This is a genomic window from Caulobacter sp. 05T431, from assembly GCF_056665975.1.
In genome coordinates this window covers 158,537-181,282 of sequence record NZ_JBFTKU010000003.1, presented here as the reverse complement: position 1 = coordinate 181,282, position 22,746 = coordinate 158,537, and the positions used below count along the sequence as shown (strand labels likewise).

Here is a 22,746-nt window from a genome sequence, read left to right as displayed (position 1 = left end):
GCGGGGCCGCTGGTCCCTCCCCCGTCGAGGGGGAGGGAAGGCGCAGGATCAGGCGGCGGCCAGTTCGGCCGAGACGGAGGCGAAAGCCCAGTCCAGCCAAGGCGTCAGGGCCTCGAGGTCCGAAGCCTCGACGGTGGCGCCGCACCAGATGCGCAGGCCGGCCGGGGCGTCGCGATAGCCGCCGATGTCGAGGGCCGCGCCCTCCTTCTCGAGCAGCGAAGCCAGCTTCTTGGCGAAGTCGGCCTGGGCGTCGTCCGACAGGGCCGTGATCTTGGGATCGACGACCTTCAGGCACACCGAAGTGTTGGACCGGATCTCAGGCGTCGCCGCCAGGAACTCGACCCACGGGGTCTTGGCCACCCAGTCGGCCAGCACGGCCAGGTTCTGGTCGGCGCGGGCCTGCATGGCTTCCAGGCCGCCGATGGACGAGGCCCACTTCAGGGCGTCCAGGGCGTCCTCGACGCACAGCATCGACGGCGTGTTGATCGTCGCGCCCTCGAAGATGTCGGCCGCGATCTTGCCGCCCTTGGTCATGCGGAACAGCTTCGGCATCGGCCAGGCGGGGGTGTAGCTCTCCAGGCGGGCCACCGCGCGCGGCGACAGGATCAGGATCCCGTGCGCGCCCTCGCCGCCCAGCGCCTTCTGCCAGGAGAAGGTCACGACATCGAGCTTGGTCCAGTCCAGGTCCTGGGCGAAGGCGGCGCTGGTGGCGTCGCAGATGGTGATGCCTTCGCGGTCGGCGCTGATGAAGTCGGCGTTCGGGACGCGGACGCCCGAGGTGGTGCCGTTCCAGGTGAAGACCAGGTCCTTGGCCGGATCGACCTTGGAGGTGTCGGGCAGCTGGCCGTAGGGCGCGTCGAGCACTTCCACGTTCGGCAGCTTCAGTTGCTTGGTCACGTCGGTGACCCAGTCCTTGCCGAAGGACTCGAAGGCCAGCAGCTGCACGGGCTTGGCGCCCAGCATCGACCACATCGCCATTTCGACGGCGCCGGTGTCCGAACCGGCGACGATGCCGATCAGGAAGTCGGCGGGGACTTCCAGGACTTCGCGCGTCTGGTCGATGGCGGCCTTCAGGCGGCCCTTGCCCAGCTTGGAGCGGTGCGACCGGCCCAGGACGGCGTTTCTGAGATTTTCGGGGGTCCAGCCGGGGCGCTTGGCGCAGGGGCCGGAAGAGAACTCGGGACGAGCCGGGCGGATCGCCGGCTTGGCGAGGGTCGTGGTCATAGCGATGTCTCCCATCCTTACAGATGGACTGCATCCCGTTGGGGGGATGTGGCCCGCCGGCGAGAAACCCCGTTTCGTCGACGAAGGCAAGGAGAGATTTTGCCGCGTGGCGGACAAATCGTCCGCCCAGGGAAATTATTTTCTAGCGAAACTATTTCCGGGCGGTGGCCCGCCGCCGCCAATTGGCGGCGATGCCCAGCAGGATGCAGATCAGCACGCCGATGGAGTTGAGGTTATTGACCAGGCCATAGGTGTAGTCGTGCGGGCGTTCGCCGACGAGGTAGTAGGCGTGCAGGCTGAACTGGATCGCCTGCAGCAGCATCGCGCCGCCCAGCCAGGGACTGGTGTAGCGCATGGCCAGCATCAGGAAGCTGAAGCCGTAGATCCCTTCGCAGAGCAGGTTGACCACGGACTGCGAGGATGGGGGAAGGAACAGCAGGATCAGCAGGTAGACGACGGAGCCGGCCAGCACGATCACGCTGCCCCAACGCTCCGCGGGCCCGCCGCGCACCCACGCCAAACCGCACACCAGAAGTGTGGCGATCCATCCCATAAGAGGCGCGAGTTGGCTGTGCATCCCTAGAGTCTCTAACCCGAATTAGAGACCCTAGGGATTAAACTCTTGCAATATTGCTTAGCTGGCTTCGGCCAGGCGCTCTTCTTCCTCGGTCTTGAGCGAGCTGTCCTTCGGATCCCAGCCCATCATCTTGGTGCGGACGCCCAGGCGAAGGCGGGCTTCATCCAGTTCGGCGTGGGCCGCGACCATCACGGTGCGGGCTTCGGCCAGGGCGGCGAGGGCGGCCATGACCTTGTCGGTGGCGCCCGACGCGACCGTCGCCGACACCTTCAGATCCTTCCGGGCCTGGACCATGTCGGCCATCAGGTCGGCGACTTGAACCATGGCGGTGTCAATAGCGGCTTCGCTGCCATGCAGCTTCGCGGCAACCCGTTTGACGACGAAAACCTTTTCCAACGCCCCATCTCCTTAATGAAAGACTAAGGGAAGAGGTAAACGAAAAGTTAAGAAGAACGCAATGAGAAATGCGCGTTAACGTTGTTTTGTACGGCGAGCGCGGTATTTTGGAAGCGAAGCGTTAGGAAGATTGGGCGAGGGTGGACCTCTAGGATTCTCCTGGGACGGGAAATGATCGACGAGAGCCGCAGCTCTGGAGCCGCGACGCACGCGCCCTTGCAGGCGCGAATCGCGGCTGTCGCGCTGACCACCACGGTGGCCGCGCTCCTAGCGGCGTGCCTGTGCTTCATGCTCCAGCAGTGGAGCGTCGCCCGTCAGGAATCCCAGGCCAACCACGAGATCCTGGCCCAGATGGTGGCGGCCGGCGCCGCCGGGCCGATGGCCGACCACAACATGGTCGGCGCCTATCGCGCCCTCGAGGCGGTGGCCAAGGCCCCCAACGTGGTGTCCGTGCAGCTGACCGATCTGCGGGGCCAGGTGGTCGCCCAGGTCGGTGTGGCCAAGGACGCCGAGGTCGACACCCTGGTCCGCCCGATCAAGCTGGGCGACCGGCGGGTGGGCACCCTGTCCCTGGCGGCCCGCCGTCCCAGCCTGACCGACATCGTCGCCCGCGACCTGGCCCTGACCGGCACCCTGTTCTTCGGCTCGGCCGGCCTGGCGATCCTGCTGGCCAACGGCCTGGCCCGCCGCATGACCAAGCCGATGGAGCGCCTGTCCAACGCCATGCGCGAGGTCGCCGCCAACGGCCAGTTCAAGCCGGTGGAGCAGGCCGCCGACGACGACGTCTTCCAGAGCCTGACCGACAGCTTCAACCATCTGGTCTCGCGACTGGAGATCAACGACCACGACCTGCGCGGCGCCATGGCCGAGCTGGTCAAGGCGCGCGACGACGCCAACGCCGCCAACGTCCTGAAGTCGCACTTCCTGGCCAATATGAGCCACGAGATCCGCACCCCGCTGAACGGGGTGCTGGCCATGACCGAGGTGATGGCCATGGGCGAGCTCAGCCCCGCCCAGCGCGAGCGCCTGTCGGTGATCCGCGAGTCCGGCGGCCTGCTGCTGTCGGTGCTCAACGACGTGCTGGACCTGTCGAAGATCGAGGCCGGGCGCCTGGACCTGGTGGAGCGCGACTTCGACCTGGCCAGCCTGGCCCTGTCGGTCCGCGAGTCCTACACGACCCAGGCCCGGGCCAAGAACCTGGAGTTCGGCGTCTTCGTCGCGCCTGAAGCGCTGGGCTCGTGGCGCGGCGACGCCGACCGCCTGCGCCAGATCCTGGGCAACCTGGTCTCCAACGCCCTGAAGTTCACGCTGGAAGGCAGCGTCTCGGTGCGCTTCGCCTCGGCCGACGACGGCAGCGGCCTGCGCGTCGACGTGGTCGACACCGGCATCGGCATCGACGCCGAGACCCTGCCCCGCCTGTTCGACAAGTTCGTCCAGGCCGACAGTTCGACCACCCGCCGGTTCGGCGGCTCAGGCCTGGGCCTGTCGATCTGCAACGAGCTGGCCACCCTGATGGGCGGCGGCGTCCATGTGCAGAGCCGCGAGGGCCAGGGCTCGACCTTCACCGTCGTGGKGGCCATGCCGCGCGGCGAGGCCACCGTGCCGGCCCAAGTCGAGGCGGCCCCGCCGCCGATCGAATCCGAGCGCCGCCTGCGGGTGCTGGCCGCCGACGACAATCCGACCAACCAGAAGGTCATCGCCGCCGTCCTGGCCCCGCTGGGCGCCGAGGTCGAGCTGGTGGCCGACGGCGCGGCCTGCGTCGAGGCCTGGAAGCGCGGCGGCCACGACATCGTCCTGATGGACATCCACATGCCGGTGATGGACGGCGTCGAGGCGGCCCGCACCATCCGCGCGCTGGAAGTCAGCGAGAGCCGCAAGCGCATCCCGATCGTCGCCGTCACCGCCAACGCCCTGGTCCACCAGGTCGAGGGCTACATGGCCGCCGGCATGGACGGCCACGTCGCCAAGCCGATCGAGGTCACCAAGCTGTACRACGCCATCGAAACGGCCGTGGCCATCGCCCGGCGCGACGGCGCGAAGACGGCGGCGGCTTAGAACCGCTCATCCCGCCGTTTGGGGTGTTCAGGTACCTGAACAGAACATAACGAGCGGCTCAGAACCGCTTCAGGCTGGGTGTGGTCTCTTGTCATCAACGTCGTCCCGTCGGGCGTCGGAAATGTTCAAGAGGAACCGTACCGATGAAGAAGATCCTGCTTTCGATCGCCGCGGTCTCGGCTATTGCCGCCGCCGTCCCCGCTGTCGCCTCGGCCCAGGCCTACGGCTACGACCGTGGTTATGACCGCGGCTACGACCGTGGCTATCAAGACGTCGGCGGCGATCGCGTCGCCCGCCTCGACCAGCGCATCGACATGGGCATCCGCAGCGGCGGCCTGACCCGCAACGAAGCCTGGCGCCTGAAGGGCGACCTGCGTGAAACCGCCCGTCTGGAAAGCCGCTATCGTCGCGGCGGCCTGAGCGGTTGGGAACGCGCCGACCTGGATCGTCGCTATGACCGCATCAGCGCCCAGATCCGCTACGAGCGCCACGACGGCGACCGTTACGGCCGTCGCTACTAAGCCCGTGAGGGCTAACGGTGAGCCGGTCCCACCCTCAACCGGCTCTCCACCATCGTGAAGCCGCGGCCGCGCAACAGAACGCGCGCGCCGCGGTTTTCGCATTCCAGGTCCCCGCCCCGGCCCGGACAGGCCTGGTGGAAACGAAGGGTGTCCGCGCCCAGCCGCTCGCCATAGAACGGCATGAGGATGCAGTGGGCCGAGCCCGTGGTCGGGTCCTCGGGGATGCCGCAGCCCGGCGCGAAGAACCGGCTGACCACGGCGTAGTCGCGGCCCGCATCGGCCGTCGCGGCGACGATCACCTGTCCCGCCCCGCCCTTGGCCAGCCCGCCCCCGACCGTGTTCAGCAGCGCCAGGTCCGGCGCCAACCCCCGCACCGTCGCCTCGTCGGCGACCACGGCCAGCAGGTACTGCCCCGCCCAGACCTCCAGCGGCTCGGCGCCCAGCGCGCGGGCCAGGTCGGGCCCCGCCTCGACCCGGCGCGGCGGGTCGGCCGGGAAGTCCATCTCCAGCCCCTCCCCGCCCAGCACGCCGCCGACCCGACGCACGGTCAGGTCGCCCGCCAGGGTGTCGAAGGTCAGCAGGGGGACGTCGACGCCCAGCTCCTCGAACAGCGCATGGGCGCTGGCCAGGGTGGCGTGGCCGCAGATCGGGGCCTCGACGGTGGGGGTGAACCAGCGCAGGCCGAACCGCGCCGGATCGGCGGTGCGCAGCAGGAAGGCGGTCTCGGCCTGGTTGTTCTCGGCCGCCAGGGCCTGCATCCACGCCGCGTCGGGCCAGGCGTCGAACGGCTCGACCACGCAGGCCGGATTGCCCTTGAACGGGCCCGAGGCGAAGGCGTCGACGGTCCACTGGCGCATGKCGAGGCTCCTCTTCACGCCACGCCTAGCCAGGGGCCCGTCACGGATCAATTCGAACATTGTCACGCGGGACAATGTTCTCCGCTATTCCCCCTCGATCGTGATCTCGGGCCAGCGCGCCTTGGCCGAGCCCGTCGTGCGCGCCCAGCCGCCGGCGCCCTTCACCCGCAGCGGGTTGGGCCGCAGGTACAGGGCGAACAGGTCGTCCAGACCGAACGGCGCGAACACCGACAGGCTGTCGTCGGCCTCCATCCGCACGCCCACGCAGAAGGCCGTGGCCACGAAGCGCTTCAGGGCGTCGGCGCTGGACGCCAGCGGTGGATAGGGCTCGTCGGCCCCGAACTTCTTCTCGAACCACAGGTGAACCCGGGCCTGGTTGCGCACCTCGACCAGGTCACGCAGCGGCGGCTCGAACGCGGCGGCCACACGCTTGATGACCACGTCCTCGGCCTCGTACGAGGTGTCGGAGGCGTCGTGATAGGCCAGGTCGTAGTCCTTGATGCCGTAGTCCGGCGCCCGGCCCGTCAGGTGGTTCCAGACCGGCTGGTAGACCGCGCCGGAGAACACCATGGCGTCGGGCAGGCCCAGGTCGCGGGCCGTGCGCAGAACCTGCATCGTCGTGGGGACGCCGCGGACGATGTCGACGAGACGGGCTTCCAGCTCGCTCATTTGCGGGTCATCCACCCATGATCCAGCGGACCGTGCCCCGCCCCGAAACCCGGCGCGCGCAGCATGGCCTCGTGGACGTAGTTCCAGGCCCGGGCCACAGACTCGGTCAGGCTCAGGCCCTGGGCCAGGCCCGTGGCGCACGCGCTGGCCAGGGTGCAGCCGGTGCCGTGGGTGTGGCGGGTCTGGATCCGCTCGCCCTCGAAGGCGGTCTCGCCCTGACGGGTGATCAGCAGGTCCACGACCCGCTCTCCCTCCACATGCCCGCCCTTCATCAACACCGCGTGGGCGCCCAGCTCCAGCAGAGCCTCGCCGGCCCGGCGCAGGTCGTCGGTAGTCTCGACCGTCAGGCCCGTCAGGGCGGCGGCCTCAGGGGCGTTGGGGGTCAGCAAGGCGGCGCGCGGGACCAGCAGGCTCTTCAGCGCCCCGATCGCCGCCTCGGCCAGCAGCGAGGCCCCGCCCTTGGCGATCATCACCGGATCGATGACGGCGGGGACGGCTTTCGCGCTGCCCAGCACCCGGGCCACCACCTCGACCGTGGCGGCGTCGCCCAGCATGCCGGTCTTGAAGGCGTCGGCCCCGATGTCGTCCAGCACGGCCCGGGCCTGCGCCTCGACGATCTCCAGCGGGATCGGATGGACGCCCGTCACCCCCAGGGTGTTCTGCACGGTGATCGCCGTGATCGCCGTGGCCGCGTAGCCGCCCAAGGCGGTGATGGTCTTGATGTCGGCCTGGATCCCCGCCCCGCCACCGGAATCCGATCCGGCGAGGACGAGCACGCGGCCTTGGTGGGGGGCGCTGGTCATGGAGGGGTTCTAGCGGGGAGTCGGGGGTGGGGGGTAGGCGGTTTGTGGCTCACCCACTTGCCCCCTACGGATCGCTTCGCGATCGTCTTCCCCCATAGGGGGGAAGAGGTCACGCGTTTTTTCCTCCGCCCCCTATGGGGGCGGATAGACCGCGAAGCGGTCAGGTGGGGGCAAGTGGGTGTGATCCCACGCCTGCGGCTGTGAGCGGATGGGAAGGGTGCGAAGCGCCCGGGCCTCGCCCGGATGATTTGCAGTTGAATGTACCGTTTCGACGAAGTCAGGCGCTTCGCGTGGAGCCGTTATCCGGAAGCCTTCGGGGCGCCGATTTTTAACCGGCTCCGATGGAGGCCCCCGACGGGCGGGGTGTTGGCGCACCCCGGACCGCCTGGGCGATTTCAGCCCAGGCCTGTTGCATCCGCCGATCCCTCGCCGCCTGGGTTTCGTCCCGATGTTTCAGGGAAACCTGCCCAGGACGCCCGAGGCGTCACCCAAGACCACCGGCGAGCGCTTCCCGCTCGTCCACCCCCAAAAGCCGTTCGGTCGCCGGCCGGACGCCCTTCCCATGCCTTCAGGTGACATCAGGATACGGTCGCCTGGAAGGGTGAGGACAAGTTCGGTCGAGAAAGTTCAGGGTGTTGAAATCGCTGAACTTCATTCGCTATCCGCCGAGGATGGACGTTTACCCGCGCCAGTCAGCCCAACAGGGTCCGCGTTTCCGAAGGACTCGCCAACACCCGAACCCGCACCACGGCTTTCCCTTGATCGTCCTGCGTCAGGTCGTGCTTCACATCCTTCACCGACATGACCTTTCCCGAAATGCCGATTTTTTCCCCAATCCGGGGCATGACGGGAAGATCCGCCGCCGGCAATTCGTCGCCGCTGGCCCAGTCCTGCCCGACCACAAGGATGACTTCAGGCATTACGCCGCTCCCTCTTGTTCATTCAAAACGCCCATTGTTCGAGTCTCTACTTCACGCTCTCGAAGCTCCCCGCCGCGCCGGGGAACACCACCGGGCTCTCCCAGCCGTCGGCGCTCACCGACGACACCCCGAAGAACCAGTCGTCGATCACCACGGTCTTCAGCGTCGTCGAACTCTCCGCCCCCACGGCCCGTGTGTGACTCCATTGCGGCTCGGTCGTGCCGCGCCACCAGACGCGGTAGCCGGTCGCGCCGGGGACGGGCGTCCACGAGACCTTGGTGTCGGCGCTGACCGCGCCCTCGATCTTGACGCCCGACGGCGGGGCCGGGGCCGAGGCCAGGGCGGCCAGGGTCACGGCGTTCAGCCGCGTCACCTGGGCCAGGTAGGGGAAGTCCACGCCCTCGACCACGTCGCCATAGGCCCGGCCGTTCTCGGTACGGACGGTCTGGTGCTGACGGTCGTAGTGTTCGGCCGCCTCGGTGACCCGCACGGCCGGATAGCCGGCCTCCAGCACCGGCACCTGGTCGCCGCCCCGGCCGTAGCGGTCGGTGCGGTAGACCATCGTCACGTCCAGGCCCTTCACATAGCGGTCGGCCAGGCCGTCCATGAACCGGGCCAGGTTGCGCGAGGGGCTGTCGACCTCGCCGCCGTTATAGCGCCGGGCGTTGGCCTGCTCGGGCGTCTCGACCGCCTTGGTGCCTTCCGAGAACACCCGCACGTGGGTGCGGTCGACCACGCCGCCGATGCCGTSGACATTGCCGACAATGTCGTTGTTGAGGTCGGCCTCGACCTTCCAGCCCTTGTCCTTGGCGGTCTGGGCCAGCAGCTGGCCGCCGAACAGGCCCTGCTCCTCGCCCGACAGCACCGCATAGACGATGGTGGCCGGGAACCTGTGCTTGGACAGCACCCGCGCCGCCTCCAGCACCGCCGCCACGCCCGAGCCGTCGTCATTGGCGCCCGGCGCATCGGTCGTCGCGTCCATCACGTCGTTGACCCGGCTGTCGATGTGGCCGGCGATGATCACCACCCGGTCCGGATCGGTGGTCCCGCGTTGGATGCCCAGCACGTCGACGATCTCGACGCCGTTCGGGGCGCGCTTGCCGGTGAAGGTCTTGCTGGGCGTATCGACCGTCAGGCAGCCGCCGCAGTCCTTGGAGATCGCCGCGAACCGCGCCGCCGTCCAGCGCCGCGCGGCGCCGATGCCCCGGGTATCCGAGGTGGTGTCGGACAGTGTGTGGCGGGTGCCGAAGCCCACCAGCGACCGGATCGTGGCCTCCAGCGCTTTGGCGTCGACGTCGGCGGCGACCGTCTTCAGGACGGGCTGGACCTTCGCCGGCTTTGGGGCCGGCTCGGCGGCTAGGGCGGAGCCGGCCAGGGCCAGGGGAGCGACGAACGCGACGGCGGCGGCGATGAGAACGGAACGCATGGGGTCTCCCGACTAGGTCGCGCAGCTTGGCGGTTTCGCCGCGTGACGCAAGAGCCCGGGATCAGGCGCGTGGCTCGCGCCACATGGCGGCCAGGGGCGGGGCGCCGGGCGCGGGGGCGAAGACCTCCAGCGTGCGGAAGCCGGCCCCTTCGTAGAGCGGGGTGTTGGCCGGGTTGCTGTTCTCCAGATAGGCCGGCAGGCCCGCCGCGTCGCAGGCGGCCAGGACCGGCGCCAGCAGCCGCCGCCCCAGCCCCTTGCCCCGCGCCTCGGCCAACACCCCGATGGAGAACAGGTAGACGTGCGGCGTCTTGGGCTTGCGCCGCACCATCTCGGCGTCGACGGCCAGGGCGCGCTTCATGGCCCTGGGTCCGCCGTCGACCAGCAGCCGGGCCGCCGCGCCCAGTAGCGACAGCGGCGGCAGTTCCTTGCTGGGTCCCGGCGGCAGCCACATGGTCGCGCCCGTGTCGCCGTCAGCCAGGTGGCAGATCCCGCGCGGCAGGTAGACGTCGCGCGCCAGGCGCTGGAACACCGGCGTCAAGCACGGCTTGCCGTCGAAGGTCCAGGTGGCGACGGGGTCCTCGGCGAAGGCCTCGGCGGTGACGGCGCCCAGCGTTTGCCAGTCGTCCGGCGTCGCCTGGCGCAGCCCGTCGGCCGGTTCGATCCGCAGCATCGCCCCCTCCCCCTTTTGGGAGAAGGCTAGCATGGGCGCGGCGGGCGGCTAGGCCTCGTGCTCGCCCTTCAGGCGGGCGCTCTCGGTCTTCAGCGGCTTGGACACTGGGCAGACCTCCTGGACGAAGTCGTTCAGCGTGTTGACCAGGCTGTCGCGCACCAGGCTGTAGTGCACGAACTGGCCGCGCTTCTCGCTGCGCACCAGGCCCGCCGCCTCCAGGATCGACAGGTGCTGCGACACCGCCGGCTTGGAGATCGAAAAGCGCGAGGCGATGTCCCCCGCCGTCAGTTCGGCATGGGCCAGATAGGCCAGGATCTTCCGGCGGACCGTCGAGGAGAGGGCTTCGAACACGCGCTGCATGGGACGGTATTTAAGCGCTTCGCTAATCGCTTGCAAATTAGCGATGAGGTATTTAAGGAATAACTTATCTTCAATCGAGGATATCGCCATGGACGCCGCTCTGATCGTTCGCCGCGCCTCCGCCTTGTCGCCTGGAAGAGTCGCCCGGGCCCTGGCCGCTGGAACCTTCACGGGATCAGGGTCGCTCGCGGCTCTGGTCGTTGCCGTGGTGTCGATCGCCAGCCTGATGCAGGGCGGTTTCGAGGCGTTCGGGAACGGCGTGGCGGTCGCGTTCCTGTTTTTCCTGTTCTCGCTTCCGGTCTGGGCCGGCGGACTGATCGTGGTCGGCCTGCCCGGATGGGCCGCATTGCACGCCTTGGGATGGCGCTCACGATGGGCTGGCGCGGGGTTCGGCGGCGTGGCGACCCTTGTCGTGTCCTGGATGCTCGGGCTGGGGCTCAACCCAAGCCTGGCCGACCAGCCCTGGGGGCTCCTGCCGATGGCCGGCGTGTTGGCCCTGATCGGCGCGGTCGTGGGCTGGGTGGCGGCGCGAGCGGCCTACGGCTCGCAAGGCGCCGACCGATGAGCGCGACGGCCCGCCACGACTCCGTCTGGCCGCCGCGGAACGCGATCCGGGGCCTGGTCGCCGGCGCGCTGACGGGGGCCGGCCTTCCGGGCGCGGCGATCGCGATCGGGGGTCTCGCCACCACGCAAGTGGAGACTCTCGGACAGGCGGTTGTCGGCGCGGCTCTGATCATGCTCACGGTCTTTGTCTCCACACTGACCCTATGGGCCATGGGCCTGATCATGATCGGCATACCCGGCTGGTGGATGCTGTGGGCCCTGGGATGGCGCTCGCCCTGGGCGGGCGCGGCGTTCGGCGGCCTGGCCACCTTCATGGCGTCCAGCCTGCTCCTCCAGGGCCTCGGCTTTCACTCCGCCGACGATCCCAAACCCTTCCTGATCATGACGGTCGTCCTCGGCCTGAGCGGCGCCGTCGCCGGTTGGGTGGTGGTCGCGGTGAGCCGGGACGAAAAGGAAACCGCCAGATGAGTTCGCACCCTCATGACGATCCCTACGCCGTCCATTCCATCGCCGAAGACGCGGGCGGCGACGCCGTCACGGGCCGGGTGGTCTGGGCGCCGGCGGCCTCGCTCTGGCAAGGCGTCATGCTGGCCGGGGCCCTGGCCGCGCCTTTCGTCTTCAGCTGGAGCGGGCTCGGCGTGTTCGTGGTCCTGACCGGCGCCACCCTGCTGGTCGGCCACTCGGTCGGCTTCCACCGGCGGCTGATCCACGGCAGCTTCCAGAGCCCCCGGTGGCTGGACCGCCTGATGATGTGGCTGGGCACGCTGGTGGGCATGAGCGGGCCGCTGGCGATGATCGCCGCCCACGACCTGCGCGACTGGGGCCAGCGCCAGCCGGCCTGCCATCCCTACCTCGCCAACCGCGCCGGTTTCTGGACCGACTACGCCTGGAACCTGCACGGCCGACTGGTGCTGACGCGCCCGCCCCGCCAGGCGATCCCGGCCCGGATCGCCGACGACCGGTTCTACCGCTTCCTGGAGCGCACCTGGATGCTGCAGCAGCTGCCCGTGGCGATCGCCCTGTTCGCGCTGGGCGGCTGGTCCTGGCTGCTGTGGGGCGTCTGCGCGCGGGTCTGCGTGTCGGTGACCGGCCACTGGTACGTCGGCCGCATGGCGCATACGACCGGACCGCAGCGCTGGCTGGTGACCGCCTCGGGCGTCCAGGCCCACGACGTGCCCTGGGCGGCGATCCCGACGATGGGCGAGGCCTGGCACAACAACCACCACGCCTGGCCGGGCTCGGCCAAGCTGGGGCTCTATCCCGGACAGGCCGACTGGGGTTTCGCCTTCATCCGCCTGCTGGAGCGCCTGGGCCTGGCTTGGGACGTGCGGACGCCGGACACCCTGCCGCAGCGGGCGGGGCTGGCGCGGGTCTAGACGCCGGCGTCGTGAAACGGCGCCAGGGTGGTTTGCGGACGTTCAAGCTGCGGTGTTAGGTTGGCGAATGGTGAGAAATCTCGTCCAGCGCCCCGTAGCTCCGTGGCGACCGTTTCTTGGCGGGTTCGCGATGTGCGCGATCCCCGCCGCGATAGGCTTGGCGTTCAAGACCCTCACCCTATTCGGTCCCTCGGGATTTCTCGAAAACCTGGATGTGATCGCTGTTTGCGGGCTGATAGCGGGAACGCTTGGTGGCGTGGCGCTCGGCGCCCCCACGCTGGTAAGGGCGATAACCTATTGGGTTGTCAGCAGGCGGTAGCAGCTCGAATAGGCAACGACGCGGCGAATGTCGGGACCGGGGCCGTTGGCGGACGCTTCCCTATTCCCCAGGGAACGCCGGTCGCGCCGCCAGGACGGACCACCAGCGGCGGAGGTTCGGCCGGTCGCCGAGCAGCTTCAACCGCGCCGCCCGCTCGATCGTCAGGCCCGCCGGGATGTCAGCCATCGAGAAGGCGTCGTCCGCGAGGTGTCCGACGGTCATGAGCCGTCCGTCGAGCACGTCGAGCCAGCACGCGAACTCGGTTTCGAGGACGGCGCGCCGATCCTCGTCCAGCGCCCGGCTCCGCGCCTGGGCGTGGTGCAGCGGCCGCAGGGCGGGCCACAGGGTCGTGGCGTTCCAGTCCATCCACTGTTCGGCCTCGAAGCGGGCGGGAAGGCTCGAGGCCCGGGCCAGCGCGCCGCCGCCATGGGCCGTGCAGAGATAGCGGACGATGACGTTGGACTCCCAGACCACGACGCCGGCGTCGTCGATGACGGGGGCCAGCAGGTTGGGATTGCGGGCGCGCAAGGCCGCCGTCGGTTCGACACCGAAGCCGGCCTCGACCAGCGTGTAGGGCAGCGCCAACTCTTCCAGGGCCCAGATCACCTTCCGGGTATGGAAGCTGCTTCGGCGGCCCCAGAGCGTGATGGCGGGACCGCTCATGGCCGGCCCGCCCCCCCGATCGCCCCCCACACCGCCAGCGCCTGGACCGTCTCGCGCACGTCGTGCACGCGCACCGCCGCCACGCCCGCCGCCGCGCCGTGCAGGTGGGCCGCAAGGGAGCCGCCCAAGCGGTCGCCGGCTTCGGCGCCCAAAGGGTCCAGGGCGGCGATGAAGCGCTTGCGGCTGGAGCCCAGCAGGATCGGATAGCCGAGGGCCTTGAACCGCGGCAGGGCGGCCAGCAGGGCCAGGTTGTGGGCCGGGGTCTTGCCGAAGCCGATGCCCGGGTCCAGCCAGATCTTCTCGCGCGCCACCCCGGCGGCCATGGCGGTGAAGGCGCGGGCCAGCAGGAAGGCCTCGACCTCGGCGACGACGTCGTCGTAGCGCGGGTCGTCCTGCATGGTCCCCGGCTCGCCCAGCATGTGCATCAGCACCACCTCGCAGCCCAGCTCGGCGGCGACTTCGGGAGCGCCCATTTCCGACGATGCTGGCGCGAACCGCAGGGCGGCCACGTCGTTCCAGATCGTGGCCCCGGCGGCGACGGCGGCGCGGGCCACGGCGGGCTTCATGGTGTCGATCGAGATCGCAACGTCGCTGGTCGCCCGGATCGCCTCGATCAGCGGGACCACGCGGGCGATCTCCTCGGCGGCCGGCACCGGCGTCGCGCCCGGCCGGGTGCTCTCGCCGCCGATGTCCAGGATGTCGGCGCCCGCGTCGATCAGCGCCCGCGCCTGCTCCAGGGCCGCGCCGGGATCGAGGAACCGGCCGCCGTCCGAGAAGCTGTCGGGCGTGACGTTGACGATCCCCATGACGCGGGGGATGGATACCGGCATGTCGTCCTCACTCGCCGCGACCGACCCGAACGCGTGGATCGCGCTCAGCCAGGACTTTCTAGCCTTCGTCGCGGCGGAAGGAGAGGGCTCGCTGTCCGAACTGGCCGAAAAGGTCTCGGCGCTGGTCGCCGCGGCCGAAGCCACCGGACTGCCGGAGCTCTCCGAGGCCGAGAGCGCGGTGGAGGGATGGCCCACGCTCGCCGATGCCTGGCTGGACCAAGCCGGACGTCGCTTTCCCGCCCTGACCGACTGGCTGGAGCAAGAGATGGACTTCGGCTACGGGCCCGACAATGTCAGCGAGATCGCCGAGGAGCTCGATCGCGCGCTTCGTGTCCTGGCGCAGGGCCATACCCGGTCGGCGCTCTGGGAATGGCGCTTCGCCTACGAGCACCATTGGGGGCCGCATCACGCGGCCCCGTTGCTGGGTCAACTGGCGCTGCGCGGAGTCCGGCCTACCAGTCGATGAACGTGGTGAAGTCGCCGATCATGCCGGTCCAGACGCTGAAGTCATCGTCCAGGCCCGACATCGTGCGGCCGGCGTTCACGTTGACGTCGTACTGGACGTAGGGGTCGCCGTCGTCGTCGAGATAGACCTTCAGATAGCGGTTCTTGCGGTTCCACTCGTTGGCCTTGGCCAGGGTCAGGCCGGACTTCAGGTCAAAACCGGCCGAGAACTGCAGCGCCTTGCAGCGCTTGGTCGCGTCGCAGTCGTAGAAATAGATCTTGAAGTTATGGCCGTCGGCGGCGCTGTCGATCAGCGGGTCGCCGCCGTCGTCCTTGCTCAGCGCGGCCTTGAAGCCGCCCTTCTGCAGCCAGGCCGCCACTTCGGGTCCGGTCATGCCGTCCTTGTGGATCGCCTGGGCCTGGGCCGCCGCCGCGCCCAAGGTCATGGCCGTTGCAGCCGCCAGGGCGATGATCGCCTTCTTGTTCATGTCATGCCTCCCCCGCCGCGCGTCGCGGCCAAGGCCCAGATTAATCCGGCCGCCCCGGGGCGCAAAGAAAAAGCCGGATCGGCGGACCGATCCGGCTTCTMCGGCTTTGTCTTGAAAGCGCCGAGGCCTAGGCGGTGACGCCCGTCGACACCGGCACCGAGGCCACCGGCCCCGTCGGCATCTTGTTGCTCTCGTCCTCGACGCGGACGGGCGGGACGCCCTTCATCACGCCGATGATCTCGTCGCCGCTGAGGGTCTCGAACTCCAGCAGCGCCTTGGCCACCGAGTGCAGGCCTTCCAGCTTCTCGGTCAGGATCTGGCGGGCCTCGTCCTCGCCGCCCTTGACCAGGCGACGGACCTCGCTGTCGATCTTCATCATGGTCTCGGGCGAGACGTTCTGGGTGCGGGCCACCGAGTGGCCCAGGAACACCTCGTCCTGATTGTCGCCGTAGGCCACGGTGCCCAGCTCGTCCGAGAAGCCCCAGCGGGTGACCATGTTGCGGGCCAGGCTGGTGGCGGCGCTGATGTCGCTGGAGGCGCCCGAGGTGATCTTGTGCTTGCCGAAGATCAGCTCTTCCGCCACGCGGCCGGCCATCATGATGGCCAGGCGCGAGGTCATCATGTCGTAGCTCATCGAGTAGCGGTCGCCCTCGGGCAGCTGCATGACCATGCCCAGAGCGCGGCCGCGCGGAACGATGGTGGCCTTGTGGACCGGGTCGGCGACGGCGACGTTGAGGGCCACGATGGCGTGGCCGCCCTCGTGATAGGCCGTCAGCTTCTTCTCGTCCTCGCTCATGGCCATCGAGCGACGCTCGGCGCCCATCATGACCTTGTCCTTGGCGTGCTCGAAGTCGTGCATGGTGACCATGCGGCGGTTCTTGCGCGCGGCCGTCAGGGCCGCCTCGTTGACCAGGTTGGCCAGGTCGGCGCCCGAGAAGCCGGGGGTGCCGCGGGCCAGGGTCTTGACGTCGACGTCGGCGGCCAGCGGCACGTTCTTCATGTGCACGCGGATGATCTTTTCGCGGCCCGAGACGTCCGGGTTGGGCACCACGACCTGGCGGTCGAAGCGGCCCGGACGCAGCAGGGCCGGGTCCAGCACGTCGGGACGGTTGGTGGCGGCGATCAGGATGATGCCTTCGTTGGCCTCGAAGCCGTCCATCTCGACCAGCAGCTGGTTGAGGGTCTGCTCGCGTTCGTCGTTGCCGCCGCCCAGGCCGGCGCCGCGATGGCGGCCGACGGCGTCGATCTCGTCGATGAAGATGATGCAGGGGGCGTTCTTCTTGGCCTGCTCGAACATGTCGCGCACGCGGCTGGCGCCGACGCCGACGAACATCTCGACGAAGTCCGAACCCGAGATGGTGAAGAACGGCACGCCCGCCTCACCCGCGACGGCGCGGGCGATCAGCGTCTTGCCGGTGCCCGGAGGGCCGACCAGCAGGGCGCCCTTGGGGATCTTGCCGCCCAGGCGCTGGAACTTGGCCGGGTCCTTCAGGAACTCGACCACTTCCTGCAGCTCTTCCTTGGCCTCGTCGACGCCGGCGACGTCGTCGAACAGCACGCGGTTCTTGTTCTCGGTCAGCAGCCGGGCCTTGGACTTGCCGAAGCCCATGGCGCCCTTGGTGCCGCCCTGCATCTGGCGCATGAAGAAGATCCACACGCCGATCAGCAGCAGGATYGGCAGCATGTTGAACAGCAGGGCCAGGGGGCTGAAACCGCTCTTCTGGTAGACGATCGACGACCCGCGCGCCTCCAGGCGCTTGACCAGGTCCTCGGAGTTCGGCGGCACGTTGACCGAATAGGGCTTGCCCGTCTTCGGCTGGATCTTGACGACGTCGCCGTTGATGTTGGCTTCCTTGACCTCGCCGCTATCGACGTTCTTGAGCAGCTGCGAGTAGCTGACCTCGCCGCTGCCGCCGGGCTTACCGCCCTGGCTCACGACGAGATAGGCCATGGCCAGCACCACCACGATGGTCGCCCAGATGCCCAGGGTCTTCAAATTCATACGCGTTGTCTTCCCAACGATAGTCTCTGACCTACCAAGATAGGACGGCCCGGCCGATTTCGCCACGCGCGGGATATCATGTCGCGGGCTCTTGATCGACACGGCCCGTCGCCGCCTCGAAACGATCCACCACAAGACAACGCGCCTGGACGGCTTTCGCCTCTGCAAGGATCGGGCAAGCCACTGTCCCATCGGGCGACACCACGGCCGGCAGGCCGGGGCGGGCGGCGGCCGGAAAGCCTTTCAGCGCCTGGCGTTGCGTGGCCGACAGGCGGGCGGCGAGGCCTTGCAGGGGGCGGACGACCAGGCCCGGCTGGGCGGCGGTGAGCTCGAAGCGGCCGTCCCAGACCATGGGCTGGCCGGGAGCCAAGGCGCTCCCCCCGTGGGGGAGGCGATCCGAAGGATCGGTGGGGGGAAGAGTCGATCGGCGGGCCTCGCCGGGCTCGCGGAAGAACGACACCCCCTCCCCCGCCGCCTCGATCCGCGCGCCCGCCAGGGTGGCGGTGAAGTCCTCGCCGGCCCGGATCCGCGCGACGAGGCGCTGGAGCCGCTCGCCGCGCGGCGGGCGCGTCGTCCCGGCCGCGCACAGGCAGGCGGCGGCGACGTGGGCGGCGAGGGCGGCCCGGGGGAGCGTGAGCCAGCCTTCTCCGCCGTGGAACGCGTAAGACGCGGCCTCCGTCGGCTTGTCCGGCCGCGCCTCCGCCGCGCCCGGCGCGTCGGAAGCCGGGAGCGAACGCCGCGCCCGGGCCCGGGCCGACCTCGGATCGGCGTTGGCCGGATCGTCCAGCCAGGTCTCGCCCCGCGCCGCCAGCCAATCGCGAAGCTCGGCGCGTCCGACCTCGAGCAGCGGGCGCAGMACGAACAGCCCTCGCCCTTCCGGCCAGGCGGGCGACGGGGCCCAGGCGCGCGGATCGGACACCGTCGAGCCCTCGGCCCGCATCACGGCCGCCTCGGCCAGGTCGTCGCGGGTGTGGCCCAGCAGGAGGACGCGCGCCCCGGCGGCGCGGGCGGCCTGCGCCAGCAGGGCGTGGCGGGCGGCGCGGGCGGCGGCGGAAAGGCCCGTGGCGGGCTTGGGTCCGGTCCAGGCCAGGGCGCGCGGCTCGGCACCCAGGGCGCGGGCCTTGGCGACCGCCTCGGCGGTCCAGGCGGCGCTGGCGGGGTTCAGCCGGTGGTCGACGGTCAGGCTGACGACGGAACGGCCGTGGGCGCGGGCCCAGTCCAGGGTGAGGATCAGCAGGGCCAGGCTGTCGCCGCCGCCGGAGAAGCCGACGGCCAGGGGCGCGGCGGCGTCCGGGCGCAGGCGGCGGTCGAGGGCGGCGGTGAAGGCGGGGAAGGTTTCAGTCACGCCATCCCCTCTCCAAACCCGCTCATCCCGGCGAACGCCGGGACCCAGATCCCAAAGCGGAGCGCTGATTGGATGAGCGCAGAGCCCATAGAACCCACCACACCGCTATTCCATCTGGGTCCCGGCATTCGCCGGGATGAGCGGAATTCTTAAAGGCTTAGGTCGCGCACTTGGCCTGGACGCGGGTGGCCGTGGCCTTGGAGACGACCGCGGCCGGGGCCTTGGGGTAGCGCTTGCTCAGCTCGTCCAGGGCCTTGCAGGCGTCGGCGGGCTTCTTCAGCGCCACCAGCGAGCGCGACAGCTTCACCACCGCGTCGGGGGCCCAGCTGGTCTGCGGCCAGCCGCGCAGCGAGCCCAGGTAGTTGCCTGCGGCGTCGCTGTAGGCCTCGCGCACGAACTGGGTCTCGCCCAGCCAGTAGCGGGCTTCCGGCGCCTTGGCGCTGTCGGGGAAGGCCTCGACATAGCCGCCGAAGGCCTGTTCGGCGCCGCCGTAGTCGCCGTCCAGCAGCAACTGGCGGGCCGACTTGAAGGCGGCGTTCGGATCGGTCGGGGTCGCGACGGCGGCGGGCGCGGCCGGGGTCGCCGCCACGGCGGCCGCGGCGGCCTCCTGGTCGGCGATGCGCTTCTCCAGGGCGGCCAGGCGCTGGTCCAGCGCGTCGGCGCGGGCCTTCTGGCTGTCGCCGGCCTGGCGCGCCACGTCCAGGTCGTGGGTCAGGCTTTCGTTCTGGCCGTTCAACCGGGTCAGGGTCTGCTCCAGATCGGCCAGCTTTTCCGACAGCGCCGCGATCTGGGCGTCGGTCTCGGCGGCCTGCACCACCACCGGCTTGCCGGTGTCGCGGCCCTGGAAGACGATCGCCCGCAGTTCGCGGACCACCTTCTCCATCTTGTCCAGCCGCTTGACCGAACGGTCGTCCAGCGGGTCGGGCATGGCGGTCTGGGCCATGGCCGTGGAGGGTGCGGTGAGGGCGGGCATGGCGGTCAGCGCCAGGACCGAGGCGAGCAGAGCGGCTTTCAGCTTCATGTCGGCGATTATGCCCCGGTTGCGGACAAAAGTGCGGCGCTAAAGGCCAGAGCGTCACGATGGAACGAGATCGCGCCTGGCCGCATCTCGAAACGCCGTCATCCCGAAAGCGCGCGGCGCTTCCGGGATGACACCGTCCAAGTCCCTCCCCCAGGCGGAGAAGGGGATATCGGTCCTACCGCGCGCCGTCGGTGATGGCGGTGCGGGCGTTGCGGTTCTTGGCCCAGGAGTCCTCGCCCGTGCCCGGGTCGATCGGACGTTCCTTGCCGTAGGACAGCGACTCGATGCGCGAGGCCGAGACGCCGGCGCCGATCAGCACTTCGCGGACGGCGTTGGCGCGACGGGCGCCCAGGGCCAGGTTGTACTCGCGGGTGCCGCGCTCGTCGGCGTTGMCTTCGATGCGCACACGCACGGCCGGATAGCGGTTCAGCCATTGGGCCTGGGCCGCCAGAACCGCCTGGGCGTCGGGCGTGACGTCGTAGCTGTCGGTGGCGAAGTAGATGCGCTCGCCGATATTGATCACGAAGTCCTGCACCGTGCCCGGCAGCGGGCCCTGCGGTTCCGGCGACGGCGGGATCGGCCGCGGGGCAGGCGGAGGCTCGGGTTGGGTCTGTTGCTGCGGCGGGGTCACCGGGCCTTGCGGCTTCGGCCGCGAAGCACAGGCGGCGAGCGAGGCGGCGGCCAGGCCGATCATCGCCAGTCTAGCAACGCGTTGGGTGTCGAAGCTCATCCAGTTTCTCCTCAAGTCCACGGCCAAGGTTCATACTTCTAACGCGTGTAGCCTTCGTGGCGCCGCGCCAAATCGTACCCTGCACCTCACAATGGCGTCAGAATGTCGCACGCCCACGTGGTTTCACCCCTGGGGTGAACGTCGGATGAACGACTTTAGGGCAACGCGCTTTTACGGCAGAGGTTGCGCCAAAGTCGTGTGGATCAATCCAGCAGCGGCGACCAGGCGGGGTCCGAGGCGGCGCCGGTGTAGGCGGCCGGACGCAGGATCCGACCGGTGATGTCCACCGTCCACAGCCGAGAATTGCCGCTGGAGCTCTCGCGCGAGAACATCAGCACCCGGCCGTTGGGGGCCCAGGTGGGGCCTTCGTCCAGATAGCTGGTGGTCAGCAGGCGCTCGTCGCCGCCGTCGGGCTTCATCACCCCGATGTGGAATTCGCCGCCGGTCTGCTTGGTGAAGGCGATGTAGTCGCCGCGCGGGCTCCACACCGGCGTGGTGTAGCGACCGCCGCCGTACGAGATGCGCCGCACGCCGCTGCCGTCGACGTTCATCACGTAGATCTGGGCCTGGCCGCCGCGGTCGGAGTTGAAGACGATCCGGCTGCCGTCCGGCGAGAACGACGGCGAGGTGTCGATGGCCGGGTCGGTGGTGATCCGCGTCGACTGCCGGCTGCGCAGGTCCAGCACGTAGATGTCGCTGTTGCCGCCCTTCTCGACCGAGAAGGCCACCTTGCTACCGTCCGGCGAGAAGCGCGGGGCGAAGACCATGCCCGGGAACTTGCCGATGGTCTCGGTGCGGGCCGTCTCCAGGTTGGTCAGGTAGATGCTCGACCCCGTGGGCCGCAGCGCCATGTAGGTGATCTCCTGGCTGGTCGAGGAGAAGCGCGGGGTCATGACGATGTACGAGCCGTCGGTCAGGTACTGCGGGTTGGCGCCGTCCTGGTCCATGATCGCCAGCTTCTTGACCCGGGCCAGCTTGGAGCCGCTCTCGGCCACGAACACCACGCGGGTGTCGAAATAGCCCTTCTCGCCGGTCAGGCGCTCGTAGACCGCGTCGCTGATCTTGTGGGCCACGCGGCGCCAGTTCTCGGCGGTCGACGTGAACTGCAGGCCCAGCAGCTGCTGCTGGCTGAAGGTGTCCCACAGGCGGAAGTCCACCCGCAGCACGCCGTCGGCGCCGACCGTGACCTGGCCGTTGATCAGGGCCTGGGCCCCGGTGGCCTGCCAGTCGGGAAAGCGCGGCTGGACGTTCACGTCGGCCAGCTTGTCGGCGACGTTGGCCACGTTCAGCGGCTGGAACAGGCCTGAGCGCTCGAGGTTGCCGCTGATGACCTGCGAAATCTCGGCCCCGCGCCCGCCGCCCGAGAAGGCGGGGATGGCCACGGGCAGCGGCTTGACCGCGCCCTTGTCGATGTCGACCTCGATCTGGGCGCGGGCGGCGGTCGGCGCGAAGACGACCGTCGAGAGGGCCAGGACGGCGGCGGTCGCCAAGCCGGAGAAGATGGACTTGAGGGTCATGCTTCGGGTCCTCCCTATCGCGCCGCGCAAGCGTCGCGCGCCTTGAAGTTCAAATTGAGTTGCTGGCCATAATAGTCCGGCGGCAGGCCTTCGAAGGGCGCCGACTGGTAGACCGCGCGGATCGCCCGGTCGGCGGCGGCCTTGACCACCGGATCAGATGAACGCTCGGCGTCGCCGGCCGTGACCTGGCCCACGATGCGCCCGCCGGTCGCCAGCTTGAAGCTGACCTTCACCTGCACGGCCGCGCCGCCCTCGACCTCGCAGTTGGGGTTCCAGCGGCGCTGGATCTCGTCCTTCATGCCGTTGATGGCCGCGGCCTGCAGGCCGGTCATCGCCCCGGCGCCGGGACGGGCCTGGGTGGCGGTCTCGGGACGGGTCGGGCCCTTGGGCGCGTTGGCCACCGGCTTGCCGGTCGCCTTGGGCGTCTTGGCCAGGGTCTTTTCCAGTGAGGCGAAGAAGTCGGGCTCGGGCTTGGCCGGGGCCGGCTTGGTCGGGGTGGGCTTGGGCGTCGGGGCGGGCGTCGCGGTCTTGGGCGGCGCGGGGGCCGGGGTGGGGACCGGCGCGGGCACGGGGGCCGGCGGCTGCGGCTCGGCCTCGGGCGTGGGCTCCTCGGTCTGGGCGGTCTGGTCGACCACGTCCTCGATCGCGGGCCGCACGTTGGTCGGCCCCTCGGTGACGATGGTCACCGGCACGCTCTCGCCGATGATCACCGGCTTGGACGGCTTCCACGGGCCGATCAGGATCGCGGCCACCACCAGCACATGGAGGCCGATCGACCCCGCCAGGGCCGGAGAGAAATTGGTGCGGTCTTGGCGGGGGGTCATGCGAACCACCCCATGATCCGCTCATCCCGGCGAATGCCGGGACCCAGATGGAATGGCTTCGAAGCTGACGCCAGATGGCGCCGAGCTCCTCCAGTCATCCACACCGCCTTGGGATCTGGGTCCCGGGATTCGCCGGGATGAGCGG

25 protein-coding genes are annotated in these 22,746 nt (G+C 69.6%); 6 read left to right on the top strand and 19 right to left on the bottom strand.

The features are described from left to right. Positions 1-48 precede the first annotated feature (48 nt). The 3 genes from AC1U89_RS04790 to AC1U89_RS04780 form a co-directional block, all read right to left on the bottom strand. The gene (locus tag AC1U89_RS04790) at positions 49-1,224 is read right to left on the bottom strand and encodes a phosphoserine transaminase (RefSeq protein ID WP_029907234.1); all 1,176 of its coding nucleotides are present in this window, start codon (positions 1,222-1,224) and stop codon (positions 49-51) included. 151 nt (positions 1,225-1,375) lie between these two features. Then, positions 1,376-1,702, bottom strand: coding sequence for a hypothetical protein (locus tag AC1U89_RS04785; RefSeq protein WP_479898593.1), 327 nt, complete (start codon positions 1,700-1,702; stop codon positions 1,376-1,378). A gap of 156 nt (positions 1,703-1,858) precedes the next feature. Further along, entirely contained in the window at positions 1,859-2,125 is a 267-nt protein-coding gene (locus AC1U89_RS04780; RefSeq protein ID WP_479898592.1) for a hypothetical protein, read from the bottom strand. 243 nt (positions 2,126-2,368) lie between these two features. Here AC1U89_RS04780 and AC1U89_RS04775 point away from each other — a divergent pair, with 243 nt between their 5' ends. Together AC1U89_RS04775 and AC1U89_RS04770 are read left to right on the top strand one after the other, a co-directional pair. Further along, entirely contained in the window at positions 2,369-4,252 is a 1,884-nt protein-coding gene (locus tag AC1U89_RS04775) for an ATP-binding protein (protein ID WP_479898591.1), read from the top strand. 143 nt (positions 4,253-4,395) lie between these two features. Beyond that, a complete protein-coding gene (locus tag AC1U89_RS04770) occupies positions 4,396-4,773 on the top strand; it encodes a hypothetical protein (RefSeq protein WP_479898590.1) in 378 nt (125 codons plus the stop codon). Between the two features lie 11 nt (positions 4,774-4,784). On the opposite strand, the gene AC1U89_RS04765 is transcribed toward AC1U89_RS04770, so the two are convergent. The 7 genes from AC1U89_RS04765 to AC1U89_RS04735 all read right to left on the bottom strand — a co-directional run bounded on the left by AC1U89_RS04765 (position 4,785) and on the right by AC1U89_RS04735 (position 10,478). Further along, positions 4,785-5,630, bottom strand: coding sequence for a PhzF family phenazine biosynthesis protein (locus tag AC1U89_RS04765; RefSeq protein ID WP_479898589.1), 846 nt, complete (start codon positions 5,628-5,630; stop codon positions 4,785-4,787). 84 nt (positions 5,631-5,714) lie between these two features. Next, positions 5,715-6,299, bottom strand: coding sequence for a nucleotidyltransferase family protein (locus AC1U89_RS04760; RefSeq protein WP_479898588.1), 585 nt, complete (start codon positions 6,297-6,299; stop codon positions 5,715-5,717). After that, complete coding sequence (thiD, locus tag AC1U89_RS04755) at positions 6,296-7,102, bottom strand: bifunctional hydroxymethylpyrimidine kinase/phosphomethylpyrimidine kinase (RefSeq protein WP_479898587.1); 807 nt, start codon at positions 7,100-7,102, stop codon at positions 6,296-6,298. Before thiD ends, AC1U89_RS04760 begins: the two co-directional genes overlap by 4 nt. Before the next feature lie 692 nt (positions 7,103-7,794). Then, on the bottom strand, positions 7,795-8,022 hold the full coding sequence (locus tag AC1U89_RS04750; RefSeq protein WP_479898586.1) for a hypothetical protein: 228 nt from the start codon (positions 8,020-8,022) through the stop codon (positions 7,795-7,797). 46 nt (positions 8,023-8,068) lie between these two features. Further along, the gene (locus tag AC1U89_RS04745; RefSeq protein ID WP_479898585.1) at positions 8,069-9,448 is read right to left on the bottom strand and encodes a M20/M25/M40 family metallo-hydrolase; all 1,380 of its coding nucleotides are present in this window, start codon (positions 9,446-9,448) and stop codon (positions 8,069-8,071) included. A 61-nt stretch (positions 9,449-9,509) separates the two neighbouring features. Further along, the gene (locus AC1U89_RS04740; RefSeq protein WP_479898584.1) at positions 9,510-10,118 is read right to left on the bottom strand and encodes an N-acetyltransferase family protein; all 609 of its coding nucleotides are present in this window, start codon (positions 10,116-10,118) and stop codon (positions 9,510-9,512) included. A gap of 48 nt (positions 10,119-10,166) precedes the next feature. After that, entirely contained in the window at positions 10,167-10,478 is a 312-nt protein-coding gene (locus AC1U89_RS04735; protein WP_479898583.1) for a metalloregulator ArsR/SmtB family transcription factor, read from the bottom strand. Positions 10,479-10,566: 88 nt separating this feature from the next. Here AC1U89_RS04735 and AC1U89_RS04730 point away from each other — a divergent pair, with 88 nt between their 5' ends. Genes AC1U89_RS04730 through AC1U89_RS04720 form a run of 3 tightly spaced genes read left to right on the top strand, consistent with a single transcriptional unit; the run spans position 10,567 to position 12,418 of the window. After that, on the top strand, positions 10,567-11,043 hold the full coding sequence (locus AC1U89_RS04730; RefSeq protein WP_479898582.1) for a hypothetical protein: 477 nt from the start codon (positions 10,567-10,569) through the stop codon (positions 11,041-11,043). Further along, a complete protein-coding gene (locus AC1U89_RS04725; protein ID WP_479898581.1) occupies positions 11,040-11,510 on the top strand; it encodes a hypothetical protein in 471 nt (156 codons plus the stop codon). The genes AC1U89_RS04730 and AC1U89_RS04725 overlap by 4 nt, the downstream gene beginning before the upstream one ends. Then, positions 11,507-12,418, top strand: coding sequence for an acyl-CoA desaturase (locus AC1U89_RS04720; protein ID WP_479898580.1), 912 nt, complete (start codon positions 11,507-11,509; stop codon positions 12,416-12,418). Before AC1U89_RS04725 ends, AC1U89_RS04720 begins: the two co-directional genes overlap by 4 nt. 379 nt (positions 12,419-12,797) lie before the next feature. On the opposite strand, the gene AC1U89_RS04715 is transcribed toward AC1U89_RS04720, so the two are convergent. Together AC1U89_RS04715 and folP are read right to left on the bottom strand one after the other, a co-directional pair. Continuing rightward, positions 12,798-13,400 (bottom strand): glutathione S-transferase family protein, encoded by a 603-nt coding sequence (locus AC1U89_RS04715; RefSeq protein WP_479898579.1) that lies wholly within the window; start codon positions 13,398-13,400, stop codon positions 12,798-12,800. Continuing rightward, positions 13,397-14,230 carry a dihydropteroate synthase gene (gene folP, locus AC1U89_RS04710; RefSeq protein WP_479898578.1) on the bottom strand — a complete coding sequence of 278 codons (834 nt, stop codon included), beginning with the start codon at positions 14,228-14,230 and terminating at the stop codon, positions 13,397-13,399. The genes AC1U89_RS04715 and folP overlap by 4 nt, the downstream gene beginning before the upstream one ends. On the opposite strand from folP, the gene AC1U89_RS04705 reads away from it, so the two are divergent. Then, a complete protein-coding gene (locus AC1U89_RS04705) occupies positions 14,229-14,696 on the top strand; it encodes a DUF5063 domain-containing protein (RefSeq protein ID WP_479898577.1) in 468 nt (155 codons plus the stop codon). The two genes, folP and AC1U89_RS04705, sit on opposite strands and share 2 nt — an antisense overlap. On the opposite strand, the gene AC1U89_RS04700 is transcribed toward AC1U89_RS04705, so the two are convergent. The 7 genes from AC1U89_RS04700 to AC1U89_RS04670 all read right to left on the bottom strand — a co-directional run bounded on the left by AC1U89_RS04700 (position 14,683) and on the right by AC1U89_RS04670 (position 22,601). Further along, positions 14,683-15,162: a YbjN domain-containing protein gene (locus tag AC1U89_RS04700; protein WP_479898576.1), complete on the bottom strand. Its 480-nt coding sequence runs from the start codon at positions 15,160-15,162 to the stop codon at positions 14,683-14,685. The two genes, AC1U89_RS04705 and AC1U89_RS04700, sit on opposite strands and share 14 nt — an antisense overlap. A 127-nt stretch (positions 15,163-15,289) precedes the next feature. After that, positions 15,290-17,164 (bottom strand): ATP-dependent zinc metalloprotease FtsH, encoded by a 1,875-nt coding sequence (gene ftsH / locus AC1U89_RS04695; protein ID WP_479898575.1) that lies wholly within the window; start codon positions 17,162-17,164, stop codon positions 15,290-15,292. 76 nt (positions 17,165-17,240) lie between these two features. Continuing rightward, entirely contained in the window at positions 17,241-18,509 is a 1,269-nt protein-coding gene (tilS, locus tag AC1U89_RS04690; protein ID WP_479898574.1) for a tRNA lysidine(34) synthetase TilS, read from the bottom strand. A 157-nt stretch (positions 18,510-18,666) separates the two neighbouring features. Beyond that, the gene (ybgF, locus tag AC1U89_RS04685; protein ID WP_479898573.1) at positions 18,667-19,530 is read right to left on the bottom strand and encodes a tol-pal system protein YbgF; all 864 of its coding nucleotides are present in this window, start codon (positions 19,528-19,530) and stop codon (positions 18,667-18,669) included. 175 nt (positions 19,531-19,705) lie between these two features. Then, the gene (pal, locus tag AC1U89_RS04680; protein WP_479898572.1) at positions 19,706-20,260 is read right to left on the bottom strand and encodes a peptidoglycan-associated lipoprotein Pal; all 555 of its coding nucleotides are present in this window, start codon (positions 20,258-20,260) and stop codon (positions 19,706-19,708) included. A gap of 203 nt (positions 20,261-20,463) precedes the next feature. After that, positions 20,464-21,777, bottom strand: coding sequence for a Tol-Pal system beta propeller repeat protein TolB (gene tolB / locus AC1U89_RS04675; protein WP_479898571.1), 1,314 nt, complete (start codon positions 21,775-21,777; stop codon positions 20,464-20,466). 14 nt (positions 21,778-21,791) lie between these two features. Further along, complete coding sequence (locus AC1U89_RS04670) at positions 21,792-22,601, bottom strand: energy transducer TonB (protein WP_479898570.1); 810 nt, start codon at positions 22,599-22,601, stop codon at positions 21,792-21,794. Positions 22,602-22,746 lie beyond the last annotated feature (145 nt).

Excerpts from the sequence above, each read along its gene's own strand:
- AC1U89_RS04750 (WP_479898586.1), bottom strand. The coding sequence starts at position 8,022 with ATGCCTGAAGTCATCCTTGTGGTCGGGCAGGACTGGGCCAGCGGCGAC.
- AC1U89_RS04670 (WP_479898570.1), bottom strand. The coding sequence starts at position 22,601 with ATGACCCCCCGCCAAGACCGCACCAATTTCTCTCCGGCCCTGGCGGGG.
- AC1U89_RS04720 (WP_479898580.1), top strand. The coding sequence starts at position 11,507 with ATGAGTTCGCACCCTCATGACGATCCCTACGCCGTCCATTCCATCGCC.
- AC1U89_RS04725 (WP_479898581.1), top strand. The coding sequence starts at position 11,040 with ATGAGCGCGACGGCCCGCCACGACTCCGTCTGGCCGCCGCGGAACGCG.
- AC1U89_RS04760 (WP_479898588.1), bottom strand. The coding sequence starts at position 6,299 with ATGAGCGAGCTGGAAGCCCGTCTCGTCGACATCGTCCGCGGCGTCCCC.
- ybgF (WP_479898573.1), bottom strand. The coding sequence starts at position 19,530 with ATGAAGCTGAAAGCCGCTCTGCTCGCCTCGGTCCTGGCGCTGACCGCC.
- thiD (WP_479898587.1), bottom strand. The coding sequence starts at position 7,102 with ATGACCAGCGCCCCCCACCAAGGCCGCGTGCTCGTCCTCGCCGGATCG.
- AC1U89_RS04765 (WP_479898589.1), bottom strand. The coding sequence starts at position 5,630 with ATGCGCCAGTGGACCGTCGACGCCTTCGCCTCGGGCCCGTTCAAGGGC.
- AC1U89_RS04705 (WP_479898577.1), top strand. The coding sequence starts at position 14,229 with ATGTCGTCCTCACTCGCCGCGACCGACCCGAACGCGTGGATCGCGCTC.
- AC1U89_RS04740 (WP_479898584.1), bottom strand. The coding sequence starts at position 10,118 with ATGCTGCGGATCGAACCGGCCGACGGGCTGCGCCAGGCGACGCCGGAC.
- AC1U89_RS04700 (WP_479898576.1), bottom strand. The coding sequence starts at position 15,162 with ATGAACAAGAAGGCGATCATCGCCCTGGCGGCTGCAACGGCCATGACC.
- AC1U89_RS04770 (WP_479898590.1), top strand. The coding sequence starts at position 4,396 with ATGAAGAAGATCCTGCTTTCGATCGCCGCGGTCTCGGCTATTGCCGCC.
- AC1U89_RS04715 (WP_479898579.1), bottom strand. The coding sequence starts at position 13,400 with ATGAGCGGTCCCGCCATCACGCTCTGGGGCCGCCGAAGCAGCTTCCAT.
- AC1U89_RS04735 (WP_479898583.1), bottom strand. The coding sequence starts at position 10,478 with ATGCAGCGCGTGTTCGAAGCCCTCTCCTCGACGGTCCGCCGGAAGATC.
- tolB (WP_479898571.1), bottom strand. The coding sequence starts at position 21,777 with ATGACCCTCAAGTCCATCTTCTCCGGCTTGGCGACCGCCGCCGTCCTG.
- AC1U89_RS04730 (WP_479898582.1), top strand. The coding sequence starts at position 10,567 with ATGGACGCCGCTCTGATCGTTCGCCGCGCCTCCGCCTTGTCGCCTGGA.
- folP (WP_479898578.1), bottom strand. The coding sequence starts at position 14,230 with ATGCCGGTATCCATCCCCCGCGTCATGGGGATCGTCAACGTCACGCCC.
- AC1U89_RS04790 (WP_029907234.1), bottom strand. The coding sequence starts at position 1,224 with ATGACCACGACCCTCGCCAAGCCGGCGATCCGCCCGGCTCGTCCCGAG.
- AC1U89_RS04780 (WP_479898592.1), bottom strand. The coding sequence starts at position 2,125 with ATGGTTCAAGTCGCCGACCTGATGGCCGACATGGTCCAGGCCCGGAAG.